Genomic DNA, 15,885 nt, shown 5'->3' with positions numbered 1-15,885 from the left:
TGTCGATAGTATGGTCGCCATTTTCATTCAGCACTGCAGAATTCAATCCGAAACGCTTCTGTTGATCGGCGTTTAGATAAGTAGAAGTACTGAGTGTTCGTACCAAAGCAGTATCCCGGATTGCTTTGTGATCTGCTGTCCAATATGCCGCTTGTACCAACAAATTTTCCCACTTTGCTTGTACATAACCGCCAAGTACCATATACTTATCACTCTTCATCCAAGGCAGAATCCCACCGGTAGGAGCGCCATCGCCTAAAGCAACTGGTGAACCGGCTTTTTCATTCGCGTAGTATCCGGAGGTGCCGATCAAAATGTTTCCAGGGTTGTAGTTCAAATCCCACGATACCGGTTTTGATGAGGAGACGACTTCATTGTTCCCGGTTGTGAATGAATACTTCATCAAGTGACCAGCGAGTGGGTGAGTTCCGTGAACCATGAAATCCCCAACTCGGGGAATCATCAAATGATCTTTATCGAACAGTTCCGGTGGTTCGATGCAGTTATGGGTTGGCAGTGCATCTAACTTTTCATTGAAAAGATCGAAGGGCCGATACAGTTTGCCGACACGAAACTTGAGATAGTCACGGTAAGTATATTCCCCCCAAACATTTCGAATTTCAACCGCTTCTGCGCCATCGGCAAACAGATTCAGATAGGTTCGAAAGTCGTTGCTAATCGTTGATTGAAACATCAAGTTCAAGTGAGGGATACCGAACTCTCCCGGATCGTTTGAATCGTCCGGCATTTTTCCTGTATCCTCATAAATTGCAGAGAAGTAACCATAAGTTTTGACTGCTGCGGCTGCAGAAGCACATTGGTAAGTTGCAAACACGAAAAGAAAAAGTGTAAGCGAAACTCCCATTATTCGAGCTTGCACTTTATATAGAACATTTAACATAACTCCTCCATGGTAGTTAACTGAGGGATGAGTACTGATGGGATGGCAAGCGAGGGGGTAAAACAAGGATGCCACTTGAAAGATACGATGATTCAACAAAAAGGCAAGCTTTATTAAGCACTTAGAAAAGATGGCATGCAAGAGTAATTTGCTATTGCGTTGTTTGTTTAGAGAAATGAATTATCGATAACCCCTGAAGGGATATTGTAAAAAACAACTTTTACGAAAAACAAATGTGAATGTCGATAGTATTAGTGTAAATTGAAATAGTCACAGGTCTCCTCAAGAGGTTCTGACGACCACAGACATGATTATCGTATTATCAATGAATAGTGTTCTTATTGTGAATATTTGCGCAATATGATCGTAGATGTTGATAGAAAACCAGATATATGAGACGAATTTTAGTTAGCAATATAATTATATGATTATTTGTGAATATATAGTTCATCAACAACGTAATGCAATAAAGGCATAAAACAGTTTTCTTAAGTTCTTCTTTGATTTTGCTGTTGCGAAAACTGTTATTCGTAAGTGATAGTTGTGATGGCAAGAAACTTGCCGTATTTTTTACAGTAAGCAACGGACGTCCCCCATCGCGGTCTCGCCACGTTACCCAAACTCCTTCGACGACACAGAAACCGATGCCCGCTTGGCTGATGAATTTTCGCCGAAGCTGGTTGTTATTCTCATAACATTTTGAAACCACTACCGTTTTGTGTGGGAGTGGAAATGGAAGTAGCGAACAGAAACTACCGAATCGCTTTTTACCTCAATGGAGCATTGCGGGAGGAATCCGTTCGTCCCGATGAAACGGCATTGGAATTGCTGCGGGAACGAATGCATTTGCGTGGGGTTAAGGAAGGTTGTGCCGAAGGGGATTGCGGCGCCTGTACCATTGCAATCGGAGAGTGGAACCACCAACACTTCCGGTATCGTGCTATTAACTCCTGTCTATTTGCGGCAATTCAGTTACATGGTAAAGTAGTGATAACCGTAGAGGGGTTGGCTGACAGCGGTTCCCTCCACTTGATCCAACAGAAACTCTTGGATAATCATGCGGTACAATGCGGGTATTGTACGCCCGGGATTGTCATGTCGATGTTTTGTTTGTTCGCTGAAATCGCGGATCCAACCGAACAGCAAATAAAGACTGCGTTAGAAGGAAATCTATGTCGGTGCACCGGTTACATAACGATTCTGAGTGCCGCACGCGATATTACCCATACGCTACAACGCAATTCTCCGAATGCAATTCTTCCCGATTACTGCACCGAAGTTGCAATGCAATTACAATCGTTTGCAAAAAAAATCGAACCACACTTCCAAAACAGCAAAGAGATCCGCGAAACGATTTCCTATCACAAGCCTGTATCTTATTCCGAGTTGACCACCGTTCTATCTTCGCTCACAAGAAATGAGTTCCGCTTTGTAAATGGGGGCACAGATGTTTTTGTCGAACAAAATGTTCATCGAAAATTTGCGCAACACTTAATCGATCTATCAACAATCCCGGAGTTGAAACGGTTGGAACGGGTTGGGGATAACGTTTTCATCGGTGGCGCAGTGACAATGCAGGAGTTGTTGACGAGTTTGGACATTCGTCAGCATTTACCGATGCTTTGTGACGCGTTACAGATGCTTGGTTCCCATCAAATCCGCAATGTCGCGACGTTAGCCGGCAATGTTGCTCATGCTTCACCCATTGCCGATGGCTCGGTCGCACTACTGGCGTATGGCGCAATTATCGAGTTGTTATCTCCCCGCGGTACCCGCGAAATACCGATAGATGACTTTTATCTCGATTACCGGAAAACAGCGCTGCAACCGGATGAGGTGATAACAACTATCCGAATTCCTGTTGCAAGTGATTTTGCATCTTTTTGGAAATCGTCGAAACGGGTGGCCGTAGATATCGCCTCCGTTAACTCTGCATTCACTGCAAACATCATCGATGGTCGCATCGTGGCATGTCGGTTCGCCTTTGGTGGTGTTGCTAAGACACCGATGTTGTGTAACGATTTACCGCAATTATTGCTTAGGAGAATTCCCGACGAAACAGTGATTCGAGAATGCCAAGACACTGTATTGCGAGTGTTTCATCCAATCTCGGATGTGCGTGGTTCGGCAGAATACCGTCGAATCCTCCTCAAGAATCATATTCGCTACCATCTATCGAAGCTTACTGCGAGCGTAAAATCAATCGGAGGAAATCATGAGTGACAACTCCGAATCCAATCGTGAAAATCGTTCTCCCCACCATCTCTCGGGACATTTACATCTCAGTGGTACATCGCGGTTTGTCGACGATATGCCAACCGGCACACCGAAACTGTATGCGAAATTGTTGTTTAGTCAGCATGCCCATGCCCGAATCGTTAATGTCGACGTAACAGAAGCGAAAAAAATCGTGGGCATATCGGCGGTACTAACCCATCACGATATTCCTGGTGTAAACCAGATTGGACACATTCAACCCGATGAACCGTTATTAGCAGCCTCCGAAGTACTTTACATCGGACAACCGATAGCGATTGTTATCGCCGAAACGTTGTGGATAGCCGAACAAGGCGTGAATGCGATTCAAATCGAATATGAACCGTTAGAACCAGTGCTCACAATCGCCGAAGCGATTGCGCGAAACAGTTTGTTTGTTCAACCCCGCATCATCGCGCGCGGCAATCTCGCGGACGGCTTCGCCGAGGCGGATTGCATTGTCGAAGAAACGTTAACAACCGGCGGACAGGAACATTTCTATCTTGAGACGCAACGTTGCCTCGCAGTACCGGGCGAAGACCGTGAAATCACTTTGTATTCGTCGACCCAGAGTGCATCGGAAGTGCAGGAAATCGCGGCACGAGTGTTGGGATTACAGTGTTCGGATATCGTCGTCGACGTTCCCCGTATCGGTGGCGGTTTTGGTGGAAAAGAACGTTCTCCAGTGCTCTGGTCATGCCTTGCCGCGCTTGGGTGTAATCGCACAGGGAAGCCGGTGGAACTTGTCCTCAATCGCAAAGAGGACATGATTGCAACCGGGAAACGACACCCCTTCGAGATTCGCTTCCGCATCGGTTGTAAGTATGATGGGCGTATCACCGCTTACGAAGTGGAACTCAATGCGAATGGCGGAGCATGCGTCGATTTGTCGCTGGCAATTCTGGATCGAGCGATGTTGCACGCCGACAACGCATATTTCTTACCGAATGTTAAAATCACTGGCCGAGCCTGTCGCACGAATTTGCCGCCGAACACTGCGTTCCGCGGCTTTGGCGCACCGCAGGGAATATTTGCGATCGAAACGGCTATCGAACGGATTGCGGAGAAGCTACATCTCGACCCGTTAACGATTCGCCTACGAAATCTTTATGAAAGTGGGCAAACTACCCCCTTCGGTGAAATCGTGCAGGAAGCGTCCAACCGCGCATTGCTCACTCAATTAACCAAAGACGCGAAGTACGAGGAGCTGCTCGCCGACAACGCGAAATTCAACGCTGAGCATTCCGATGTCAAACGGGGTGTATCGATCCTTCCGATAAAATTCGGAATATCCTTTACAGCATCGTTTCTAAATCAAGCATCGGCGTTGGTGTGGATTTATCAGGATGGCACCGTATCGCTCAGTCACGGCGGTATTGAGATGGGTCAGGCGCTGAATACCAAAGTCGCGCAAGTTGTTTCAGCGGAATTGGGTATCTCGCTCTCGCATATCCGGGTCGAGTCGTCGAATACAAAACGGGTCGGCAACGCTTCGCCGACCGCGGCATCCTCCGGCAGCGACTTGAACGGAAATGCCGCCCGTACAGCCGCGATTGAGCTTCGTAATCGGTTAGCGAATGTCGCTGCTGTAAAGTATGAGAAAGAGTTTCACCAGTCCGTTACGGTTGACGAGATAGTTTTTCTGGACAATCAAGTTTACGCAACAAATTTTCCCCAGCGGGTTTACTCATTTGTCGAAATAATTCATACAGCCTATTTGGAGCGAGTGCCGTTAGGCGCTCACGGATACTATCGCACACCGGATATTTTCTTTGATCGCGAGAAGTATCATGGTTCGCCATTTTTCTATTTCGTGTATGGGTGCGGACTCGTACATGTAGAAATCGATTTGAGGAATGGCAATTTTCGGATGCTCGATGTCCACCTATTGCATGAATGCGGCAAATCGCTTAATCCGGAAATCGACCGCGGACAAATCGTTGGCGCATTTACGCAAGGAGTCGGCTGGTGTACGATGGAAGAACTTCCTTACGACCCAGAGAAGGGACATTACTTAGCAATCTCTCCGTCAACATACAAGTTGCCAACCATCCAGGATGTACCCGAGCGAATGACCGTTGAATTGGTGGAATGTGAACGGGAGTATGCCAGCGTCCGGCAAAGTAAAGGCATCGGCGAGCCGCCCTTGATCTATGGCGAAGCTTGTTTCTTTGCAATTCAGAATGCACTTGCATCGATCGCAAAGACGGGAACTCCCGTGAAGCTTTCACACCCAGCAACACCGGAAGCAATTCTACTGGCTGCGGAAAAATTGCGCGACGCGACGAACCAGTAAACCGAAAGAAAGTCTATTGTATGAATCTTGCCGAATCGATGTTTCTTACCGATGCTCAGTTCAAACGCGAAACAGCGAAATGCGAATTTTGCGAGGAAAAGCCGTGTCGCAACGCCTGTCCTGCCGATTGTTCGCCCGCCGATTTTATCATGGCTGCCAAAGTTGGCGCAAGTTTCGATTACACCCGGGCAGCCGCAATCATCCTTGGCAGCAATCCATTAGGGGGAATCTGTGGTAGTGTTTGCCCCGATTATCATTGCATGAAAGCGTGTGTGTACCGGACGATGGATCGCTCAGTGGAATCCCGGCAGTGCAATCGACGATCATTCGGAAGGCTCGCGAACATTCGCAAATCGCGGACTTTACCATCGCGAAACCAACCGGAAAACGAGTAGCAATCGTCGGGTGTGGACCTGCTGGATTAGGCGCAGCGGCAGTCTTGGCGCAAGCTGGGTGCGATGTCACGCTGTTTGATGCGGAGAGTGAAGCGGGTGGAATGTGCCGCTGGATTCCCTCCTATCGACTCGACCCCGCCATATTGGACGCCGATCTCAATTTCATTCGTCAATTGGGTAACATCGAGTTTCGTTTCCACGAATCGGTCGAACACCCGGAAACGCTGTTATCGCAAGGGTATCACGCTGTGATTGTCGCGACGGGATTACCCGAACCGTTGACTCTACCAATTCCTAACATCGAATATTCGACAACATGGAAAGCATTTCTCAAGCAACAAGATCATTCAGCGTTGTCCTCGAAAAAAGTCGTAGTAATCGGTGGTGGCGCTATCGCGGTCGATTGCGCTATAACGGCGATTCGAGCGGGTTCGCAGGTTACGATGATCGCGCTGGAGAAATTGTCGGAGTTACCGCTTACTGAATTTGAATGGAAGGAGCTTCGACATTCCGGTGTCCAGTTAATCGAACGTACTAAAGTAAACGCGATACTGGTTGCCGATGAGAAAATTACCGGAGTAGAAACATCCAGCGTCGAATTGCCCGATGGTCTGGAATTCAGTCCCCGGGCGGTTGTACCGGTTGAGCAAGAACCTTCGATTTCCCGAAAAGCCGATTTTGTCGTGATAGCAATCGGAGCAAGAAATACCCAACCTCGGGTCGATCATCCGAATATTCTCTACGCTGGCGATTGCTCGAATGGTCCGACGACTGTCGTGGAAGCGGTTGCTGCGGGTAAAAACGCCGCCCAAAATATTCTCGAACAATTGCATTTGGTCGAGGCGCGACCCATCCCGGAGAAGCCCGTCAAAAGCCGGATTACATTGCTGGGACGAAAACTATTGCCGGTTCCCTTAACCTCGTCGTTTTTCGGTCGTACGATTGCGTCTCCGTTTTTGCTATCGGCAGCACCACCAACCGACGGTTACGAGCAGATGGCAAAAGCCTATCGTGCCGGTTGGCCGGGCGGTGTGATGAAAACCGCATTCGATGATGTACCTATCCATATTCCCGCCGAGTACATGTTCATACACAACAAACTTACCTATGGCAATTGCGATAACGTTTCCGGACACTCTTTGCAACGGGTTTGCGGCGAGATTGAGAAATTGGTACGCGAGTTTCCGGATCGACTAACCATTGCTTCCACTGGTGGCCCGGTTTCCGGCGACGATGAGTATGATCGCAACATTTGGCAATCGAACACCCGTAAGCTGGAAGCAGCTGGGGCGATGGGAATTGAGTATAGCCTCTCTTGTCCCCAGGGCGGAGATGGCACTCACGGCGATATCGTCTCGCAGAATGCCGAACTAACGGCGAAAATTATCGATTGGGTGATGAAAATCTCCGATCCGAATGTACCTAAGTTGTTCAAGTTAACCGGCGCGGTAACCGCGATTCAACCGATACTACAGGCAATTCATGAAGTATTGACGCGCTATCCCAACAAAAAAGCGGGCGTGACGTTAGCAAACAGTTTTCCGGCGCTCGAGTTTCGTCCCGGGCATCGTAACTGGGACGATGGATACGTCGTGGGGCTATCCGGGGATGGCGTTACGCCGATAAGTAATCTGACATTGGCAAAGGCGGCGGGGAGCGGGGTTACTATTTCAGGAAATGGCGGCCCGATGGATTATAAATCGGCAGCAAATTTCCTCGCCTTAGGCGCATCCACCGTGCAATTCTGTACCATCGTTTTGAAATACGGATACGGCATTATCGACGAGTTGCATTCTGGTTTGAGTTATCTCCTGCAGGATCGTGGATTCCTCTCTATATCGGAACTCATCGGTTGTGCCCTGCCATTTCCGATCCTGCAATTCGATGAAATAACTGCCACTAAGAAAATCTCTGCGGTCGATCCATTACTTTGCAAGCACTGCGGTAATTGTACTCGCTGCCCGTATCTCGCAATCGAACTAACCGACGAGCAGATTCCGGTCACTGACCCATCGAAGTGCATCGGTTGTTCACTCTGTATGCAGAAGTGCTTCTCCGGAGCATTGTATATGCGACCCCGTTCCGAACAAGAGTTATCCGTATTGCGGGAGCATTGATGAAAAATCCACAAACAACTCTTCTAATCCGGAATGGAACGGTGATCACGTTGGGCAATAATCCACGGGTTTTGCCAAATCATTCCGTCCTGATTGAGCAAGGAATAATCTCCGCAATCATGCCCGATTCGGAATGTACCGCTCATGCCGACATCGAGATTTCGGCTGCTGGCAAGTTGGTGATGCCCGGCTACATCAACGCTCACATGCATTTCTATAGCACGTTCGCGCGCGGGATGTATTGGTTGGAAGCGGTACCCGATTTTCCCGGAAAGCTGCGCACACTCTGGTGGAAACTCGATAAAGCATTGACATTGGAAGATTGTCGATACAGTGCATACATCGCGCTTATCGAGGCGATTCGCCACGGCACGACGACATTCATCGACCATCACGCCAGTCCGCTTGCGGTGCGCGGCTCGCTGTCTGCTATCGCGCAAGCGGTAACCGATTGTCGACTTCGCGCCTGTTTATGCTACGAAGTGTCGGATCGCGACGGCGAACAAGTTGCGCAAGAAGGAATCGATGAGAATATCAATTTCCTGCAGGAATGCAATCGGTCGGAGGCGAATCTTCTCCGTGCGCTGTTTGGTCTACATGCCTCGTTCACGCTGACCGATGCGACGCTGCAACGTGCGGCATCTGCCGGAATACAAGTTGGAGCTGGCTTTCACATTCATGCGGCGGAAGCGGTTGCCGATCAAACAATCACGCAGAATAAGTATGGCAAACGAGTCATCGAGCGGCTGCACGATTTTAGCATTTTAGGCGAACAGAGTATTGCCGCTCATTGCGTCCATGTCAATGATAAGGAAATCGAATTGCTTGCGGAGACGGGTACTTATGTTGCACACAATCCGCAATCGAACTTAAACAACGCTGTCGGTATCATGGATATGCTCAAGCTGTCGCAAGCTGGCGTGCAGGTCGTATTAGGCACCGATGCGATGACGGTGAAGATGCCGGAAGAGCTGCGCGTTGCCTTGTGGTGTCAGCATCTCCGGAATGACGATGCATCTGCCGCGTTTATCGAAACCGTGAATACGCTTTTTGTAAACAATGCGAAACTGGCGTCGAACCTTTGGAATCAAAAAATCGGAGAACTCACCGAAGGCGCTGCCGCCGATATCATCTTAGTCGATTACGATCCGCCGACCCCCTTCAATAATGAGACACTGTTTGGTCATTTAGTATTCGGTATCGCCAATGCGGCAGTCGATACGACGATTGTAAACGGCAACATTTTAATGCGAAACAAACAACTAACACTCGATCTCGATCTTGAGGGTATCGTCGCGAAATCGCGCGAGTTATCGCAAATACTATGGCAGAAGATGCAATAACAATGGAAAGTACGATGGAAAATATTTTCAACATCATTCGCAATCGGGCTAAGGAATTGGAATCGGAAACCACCCGCTTTCTTGCCGATTTGATTCGCACGCCTTCCTTCTCTGGAAAAGAACGCAACGTGATCGATGTCATTGCCGCCGAAATGCGTCGGGTCGGATTCGACGAAATCCGGATCGATGCGCTGGGCAGTATTATCGGACGGATTGGCAATGGTAAACGAATCATCGCGTTCGATGCTCATATCGATACGGTGTATGCCGGAGAGCTGAGTAATTGGTCGTTTGATCCCTTCACGCCAAAAATCGAAGATGGAAAGATTTGGGGACGCGGAACCGTTGATCAAAAAGGCGGCATGGCGGCAATGGTGTACGCGGCAAAATTGATCAAGGAGTTAAACCTCACCCAAGAATTTACTCTGTTGTTTACCGGTACGGTGATGGAAGAAGATTGTGACGGTCTCTGCTGGCAGCACTTGATTCAAGAAGACAACATTCGCCCCGAATTAGTCGTGATTACCGAACCAACCAATTTGAATATCTATCGTGGTCACCGCGGCCGGATGGAAATGATGGTGCACGTGAAAGGGGTGAGCGCGCACGGTTCAGCTCCAGAACGGGGCGATAACGCGATTTACAAGATTGCCCGCATTGCCCTCGAAATCGAGCAGCTGCATAAACGGCTGCGCACCGATCCCTTTTTAGGAAAAGGTTCAGTAACGGTCACACAAGTATTTTTCAACTCCCCTTCGCAATGCGCGGTCCCCGATGCCGCCAGCATTCAATTGGATCGCAGGCTAACAGTAGGTGAAACGAAAGAATCGGCAGTGGCGGAGGTGCGCGATGCGGCGAATCTTGCTGGTTGCGGCGACGCCTTGATCGAAGTATTGACGTACGAAGAAGCCGCCTACACCGGGAAAATCTACCCCACCGAAAAGTATTATCCGACTTGGGTTTTGCCGGCGGATTCGCCGTACTTACAAGCCGCAACTACAGCGTTTCGGGAAACCTTGCAGCGCGAGCCAATCGTCGATAAATGGACATTTAGTACCAATGGTGTTGCCATTGCCGGCATGCATCACATTCCTTGTATCGGTTTCGGACCGGGGAATGAAGTGTACGCCCATGCGCCGAATGAAGCGTGTCCGATCGAGCATTTGAGCGCAGCGGTAGCGTTTTACACGGCATTGATCGCGCAACTTCACTATACAGGTAACCCTCAGTGAAAACGCTGTTCCAGTATCGATGCAGCGAGTGTAACCACCCGTATGAGCGAGCAGAAGTACGTTACTTATGCCCGGTTTGTGCAAATAAAAACAAACCGAACGAACCGCTCCACGGCGTTCTCGAAGTCGTGTTTCCCGCGAGTATAAACAAGATCGATACAAGAAATTTTCGTGAACTGATTGCTGCTTTTACCCCGTTGGAAACAGAGTATTATCCCAAGCTTCCGGTTGGGAATACTCCATTTCATCCAGCGAAGAGGTTAGGAAATTATTTCGAGTATGCGAATCTTTGGATAAAGAATGATGGACTGAATCCCAGTGGTTCATTAAAAGATCGTGCTTCATGGTTGCTCGTTGGTGAGGCGAACCGATTGGGAATCGATACGATTGTCGCCGCATCGACCGGAAATGCCGCCAGCGCGCTTGCAGCAGTTGCAGCCGCCGAAGGGAAACGGGCGATTATTTTTGTGCCTGAATCAGCGCCGCGGGGAAAATTGTTGCAGATGTTGCTTTGTGGAGCGCAGGTAATTCCGGTGCAAGGTACCTATGACGACGCTTTTGCGATATCGTTGGCATACACGAATTCCTATCCGGGCTTGAATCGCAATACCGCTTATCATCCGTTGACCATCGAAGGAAAGAAGACCGCGGGGTTGGAAATCTATTTCCAGAACCAATGTCGAATACCGGATGCGATTGTAATACCGGTAGGCGACGGCGTCATTCTCCGCGGCATCTACAAAGCGTTTGCTGATTTACTTCTACATGGAATCATCGACCATCTTCCCCGATTAATTGGCATACAAGCGGAAGGTTCCGCGGCGATTCATCGTTTTGTCGTGTCCGGCAAATATACGAGCGTCGAGCATCCTCATACCGTCGCCGATTCGATTGCGGTGAGTACGCCCAGCAATGCGTTTCTTGCCTATGATGCCATACAAAAAACGAATGGTTGTACGATTGTTGTTTCCGATGAAGAGATACTGTCGGCGCAGGCGATACTGGCGTCTCATTCCGGTGTCTTTGCGGAACCCGCCGCCGCCACGACTGTTGCCGCGATTCCCTATCTATCGAAGCAAGCCAATCTCGATAAGAGCACACAAATCGTTTTGCTGATTACCGGACATGGCTTGAAAGACCCCGCCCCGGCATTGGCTCGCATAACGGTGCCCGCGGCGGTGAAGACGCTGGACGAGGCCGTAGCACGCATTGTTACTGATACCGAGTCGAGAGGCAACCGCTCGTGAAAACGCTGCTTTCAGGTGGAACCGTTTACTCGCACGGCGTTGCCCGGAGGGCAGACATTCTTGTCGAAGCCGGAAAGATTATCGCGGTAGAACCGAACATCGAGGCGAAGCCGGACACCTTACAGATCGATGCGAGCGGGAAACATCTATTACCCGGATTTATCGATCTCCACGTTCATCTCGACGATACAATCGGCGAATTCGATTTGGCGGATAGCTATGAAACCGGCAGTTGTGTTGCCATTCAGAATGGTATAACAACGATCTGGAGCTTTATAACACAACAACCGCAACAACCGTTGACCACTGCAATCGAAACCGCCAAACGGAAAGCCGGACATAATTGCTGGTGCGATTATGGTTGGCATTTAACGCCCACCACGTTTGACGAAGCCGCTTGGCAGGAAATCGACCAATGGATCGAAAAGGGTTTTCGCACTTTCAAGTTCTACACGACCTATCGCGAAGCCGGTTTGTATCTCGATTACCCGGAATTGCAAACCATCTTCCAAAAACTATCGAAACGGGTTGACCGAATCTTAGTGCATTGCGAAGATGAAACAGTTCTCCAATCGATTGCTCCGGTGCAACTGGGGGATGCGAATGCGTTGAGTCATACTTTGCGGCGACCGGCAACGGCGGAGATTGTCGCCGTATCGAGAGTATGCGAAATCGCACGAGATGCCGTTGTACCCCTTCACGTTGTGCATGTATCATCGCCGGAGAGTGTGTCGATTCTACAACAGACGAAACGAACGAGCGATGTTACTTGCGAGACGGCGCCGCATTATTTCACACTTTGCGACGATGTATTGCGTCGACTGGATGGGTACCGTTGGTTGTGCTCGCCGCCGCTGCGGGATATTGCAACGATGCGAATACACCGGGAACTTGCGGCACAACCGGATTACTTCGATATCTTTGCGACCGATCACTGTCCCTTCCGAAAAAAGGATAAAGTCAAGTATCGCGATCATGTAAACAAGGTTCCCAACGGAATCGCCGGGCTCGGGGCATTGCCGCATCTGGTGGCACAACTACACTCAGATACCGAGCGCAGTTTGCTCGATCTCGCAAATCGATTATCGGAAAGCCCCGCCCGAATTCTGAACATCTATCCCCGGAAAGGTATCTTACAAAAGGGATCGGATGCCGACATCGTGATGATAACTCTTACGGACGAAACCCGCGCAATCCAATCTTCGTTATCGGATGTGTATGAATCGTATCCCGATCAAATATCAAATCTCTCGATTGCATTGGTAATGAAACAAGGCGAGCCAATAGTAATCGATGGAAAACTTGTTGCAGGCAAGCAACCGGGAGGGAATTGTTTATGCCTGACCGAATAAACCATGGCTGGCGTAACGACGCTGTCGCAAAAGTAACCGGCGCGGCAAAGTACGCCGACGATTTGCATTATCCCGGCATGTTGCACGCGGTTCCCGTTTACACCGAATATGTTCACGCAACGCTCATCGCAATCGATATGCAAGAAGCCTTGACGCAAGCTGGTGTCGTAACAATTATCACCGCGTCCGATGTCCCCGGAACGGTGCGGTTTGGACAGATTCGGAAAGACCTCCGGATTCTGGTCGACGACAAGATTCGGTTTCATGGCGACGTCGTTGCAATAGTCGTCGCCGAAACGCACGAGCAGGCGATTGCCGCAGCGAAGTTTGTTCGTGTAACAGCACAGCCATTGCCGACAGTACTTGATCCTGAAATTGCGTTATCGCCGGATGCTCCGCTGATCCATGAAGAATATGCCTCCAATATCATCAACGAGCATCGCATTCGCCGCGGCAATATCGAACAGGGATTCGCTGAGTCCGATGTAATCGTTGATCATACTTTCCAAACGCAGTTCATCGAACACGCCTATATGGAACCGGAATCGGCAGTTTGTATCCCTCGCGACGACGGCGTTATCGAGGTGCATGGCAGTATGCAGCACCCCTTTAGTACGCGCCGCTTTGTCGCAACTTTGCTCGATTTGAAACTTGCTGATGTCGAAGTGATTGGAACAGCTATGGGAGGCGGTTTTGGTGGAAAAGACGATACAGCGGCGATTGTTTGCGCTCGAACGGCATTAGCCGCAAAATTGACTGGTAAACCGGTGAAAATGACCTATAGCCGGGAAATGTCGATTCGTGAGAGTTACAAACGCCACCCTTACCGGGTGAATTATCGCTTGGGTGTGAAATGCGACGGAACGATTCAAGCCGTGAAATGCCGGATTGTTGCCGATGGCGGCGCCTATTGTTCGGTAACGCCGTGGGTCACATGGCGGTCGACGGTGCAATGCTGCGGCCCCTATGTCGTTCCCAACGTTCATTGCGATACGTTTGGCGTCTATACCAACAATGTCTATACAGGTGCGATGCGCGGATTCGGTTCACCGCAAATCAATTTCGTTGTCGAGCAGATGATTGAGATGGCCGCCGAAAAAATCGGTATGTCGCCTATTGCGATGCGTCGCATCAATATGGTGCGACAGGGCTCCGAAACGATTACCGGACAAACGCTCGACACTCATACTGTGAGTATGGAACAGGCGTTGCAGGTTGTATTGGACGCCAGCGATTACGAACGAAAACTCGCCAACTGCAGTAATGGAAACCCGGAACAAGCTGAATGGTATGGCATTGGTCTTGCCATGAGTTATCGCGGTATGAGTTTAGGCGCTGAGGGAAAAGATTTTTGTGCGGCAATCATTAATGCGCAATTCGATGGCTCGGTTTTACTCGAAGTGGGAATTCATGAAAACGGTCAAGGTTCAGAGTCAGCATTCATTCGATTGCTTGCATCTGAGTTAGGAATCCCGGAACATCGGATACGCTATCGCCGCAGTTCCACCGCTACGATTCCCGATAGCGGCACTACTGTTGCTTCGCGCGGAACTTTGATGGGAAGCGGCGCTGTGGTCGACGCTGCGACGATTCTCAAAACTAAGATTGCTTCGATTGTAGCAAGCCGTTTATCGACAATTCCCGAGGATATTCAGTTCTTTGATGGCAACGTATCCGCTCGTTCCAACGGAAATGCGATTTCTTTTGCCGACGCGATTGCTGAGTTGTACCAACAACAGGAGTTCCCATTTGCCTTCGGCGTCTACCGTGCCCCGCGAGTCAGTTGGGAAGAGGAGACCGGACAGGGCGACGCGTATTTTACTTGGGTGTACGGTTGTCAAGCGGTGGAAGTCAGTGTAAATGCAACAACCGGAAAAGTGAAAGTATTGAATGTGGTCGCCGCCCACGATGTCGGTCGCGCAATTCATCGCGAACGGGTTTTGGGACAATTCTATGGTGGTGTCGCGATGGGGATGGGGTATGCGCTTTCCGAACAAGTAAAAGCAACCGATGGAAAAATCACCACGCTGAATTTCAATACCTATCGAATACCACGCGCCACCGACGTGCCAGAGATCCAAGCGATTATCTTGGAAAATCGCGACCCAGTTTCGCGTTCCGGTGCGAAAGGAATCGGCGAACCGACCAATGAACTGATGGCGCCTGCGATTGCCAATGCCATCTATAACGCGACCGGACAACGGTTCTTCCAGTTACCAATTACCGCGAAAAGCATTGTTAACGCGTTGCATCGGGAGGCTGCCCATGCAGATTAACGTCAATGGAAAACGATTCATCGTCGATGAACAGTACAGAAATCGCAACCTACTTGATTGGCTCCGTAACGACCTATTGTTGACCGGCACGAAAGATGGCTGTGGCGCCGGGTTTTGCGGTAGCTGCTCCATAATCATCGACGGCAACATCGAAAAAGCCTGCCAACTAACGCTTAGTGAGGTTGCTGGAAAAGCGATCCTTACCATCGAGGGGCTGTCCGAGCCCAACGGAGCACTGCATCCACTGCAACAAGCGTTCATCGATCATGGCGCAGTGCAATGTGGATACTGCATTCCGGGCATGATTCTAACTGCCCATGTCTTTTTACAAAAAGAGCCGTCGCCGACTCGCGAAGCGATTCGCAAGGCGATTTCGCCGAATTTATGTCGCTGCACCGGCTATCAACAGATTGTCGATGCCATCGAAGCCGCTTCGGAATCTTACCAATAAATCATCTCCAACAGGAAAG

Annotated in this window: 11 protein-coding genes; 10 read left to right on the top strand and 1 reads right to left on the bottom strand. The window is 49.6% G+C overall.

The window, feature by feature from the left end; translation table 11 throughout:
- Positions 1-901, bottom strand: a 901-nt coding sequence (locus tag OEM52_02235; GenBank protein MDK9698957.1) for a hypothetical protein, incomplete at its 3' end; no start/stop codon positions are given.
- 732 nt (positions 902-1,633) lie between these two features.
- Between OEM52_02235 and OEM52_02230 the strand changes: the two genes are divergently transcribed.
- Genes OEM52_02230 through OEM52_02185 form a run of 10 tightly spaced genes read left to right on the top strand, consistent with a single transcriptional unit; the run spans position 1,634 to position 15,866 of the window.
- Positions 1,634-3,124: an FAD binding domain-containing protein gene (locus OEM52_02230; GenBank protein MDK9698956.1), complete on the top strand. Its 1,491-nt coding sequence runs from the start codon at positions 1,634-1,636 to the stop codon at positions 3,122-3,124.
- A complete protein-coding gene (locus OEM52_02225; GenBank protein MDK9698955.1) occupies positions 3,117-5,453 on the top strand; it encodes a molybdopterin-dependent oxidoreductase in 2,337 nt (778 codons plus the stop codon). The genes OEM52_02230 and OEM52_02225 overlap by 8 nt, the downstream gene beginning before the upstream one ends.
- Before the next feature lie 20 nt (positions 5,454-5,473).
- Positions 5,474-5,848 (top strand): hypothetical protein, encoded by a 375-nt coding sequence (locus OEM52_02220; GenBank protein MDK9698954.1) that lies wholly within the window; start codon positions 5,474-5,476, stop codon positions 5,846-5,848.
- Positions 5,764-7,965 (top strand): FAD-dependent oxidoreductase, encoded by a 2,202-nt coding sequence (locus OEM52_02215; GenBank protein MDK9698953.1) that lies wholly within the window; start codon positions 5,764-5,766, stop codon positions 7,963-7,965. Before OEM52_02220 ends, OEM52_02215 begins: the two co-directional genes overlap by 85 nt.
- Positions 7,965-9,308 (top strand): putative aminohydrolase SsnA, encoded by a 1,344-nt coding sequence (gene ssnA, locus OEM52_02210; protein MDK9698952.1) that lies wholly within the window; start codon positions 7,965-7,967, stop codon positions 9,306-9,308. The genes OEM52_02215 and ssnA overlap by 1 nt, the downstream gene beginning before the upstream one ends.
- 14 nt (positions 9,309-9,322) lie before the next feature.
- Positions 9,323-10,540 carry a YgeY family selenium metabolism-linked hydrolase gene (locus tag OEM52_02205; protein MDK9698951.1) on the top strand — a complete coding sequence of 406 codons (1,218 nt, stop codon included), beginning with the start codon at positions 9,323-9,325 and terminating at the stop codon, positions 10,538-10,540.
- Positions 10,537-11,787, top strand: a complete 1,251-nt coding sequence (gene thrC / locus OEM52_02200) for a threonine synthase (protein MDK9698950.1) — start codon at positions 10,537-10,539, stop codon at positions 11,785-11,787. The genes OEM52_02205 and thrC overlap by 4 nt, the downstream gene beginning before the upstream one ends.
- A complete protein-coding gene (locus OEM52_02195; GenBank protein MDK9698949.1) occupies positions 11,784-13,139 on the top strand; it encodes an amidohydrolase family protein in 1,356 nt (451 codons plus the stop codon). Before thrC ends, OEM52_02195 begins: the two co-directional genes overlap by 4 nt.
- A complete protein-coding gene (locus OEM52_02190; protein ID MDK9698948.1) occupies positions 13,124-15,415 on the top strand; it encodes a xanthine dehydrogenase family protein molybdopterin-binding subunit in 2,292 nt (763 codons plus the stop codon). The genes OEM52_02195 and OEM52_02190 overlap by 16 nt, the downstream gene beginning before the upstream one ends.
- Positions 15,405-15,866: a (2Fe-2S)-binding protein gene (locus tag OEM52_02185; protein ID MDK9698947.1), complete on the top strand. Its 462-nt coding sequence runs from the start codon at positions 15,405-15,407 to the stop codon at positions 15,864-15,866. Before OEM52_02190 ends, OEM52_02185 begins: the two co-directional genes overlap by 11 nt.
- The last annotated feature ends 19 nt before the right edge of the window (positions 15,867-15,885 follow it).

Source organism: bacterium, from assembly GCA_030247525.1.
In the GTDB taxonomy this organism is placed as follows: domain Bacteria; phylum Electryoneota; class JAOADG01; order JAOADG01; family JAOADG01; genus JAOTSC01.
The sequence above is the reverse complement of the archived record's forward strand: the minus strand, read 5'-3'. Positions and strand labels throughout refer to the sequence as shown.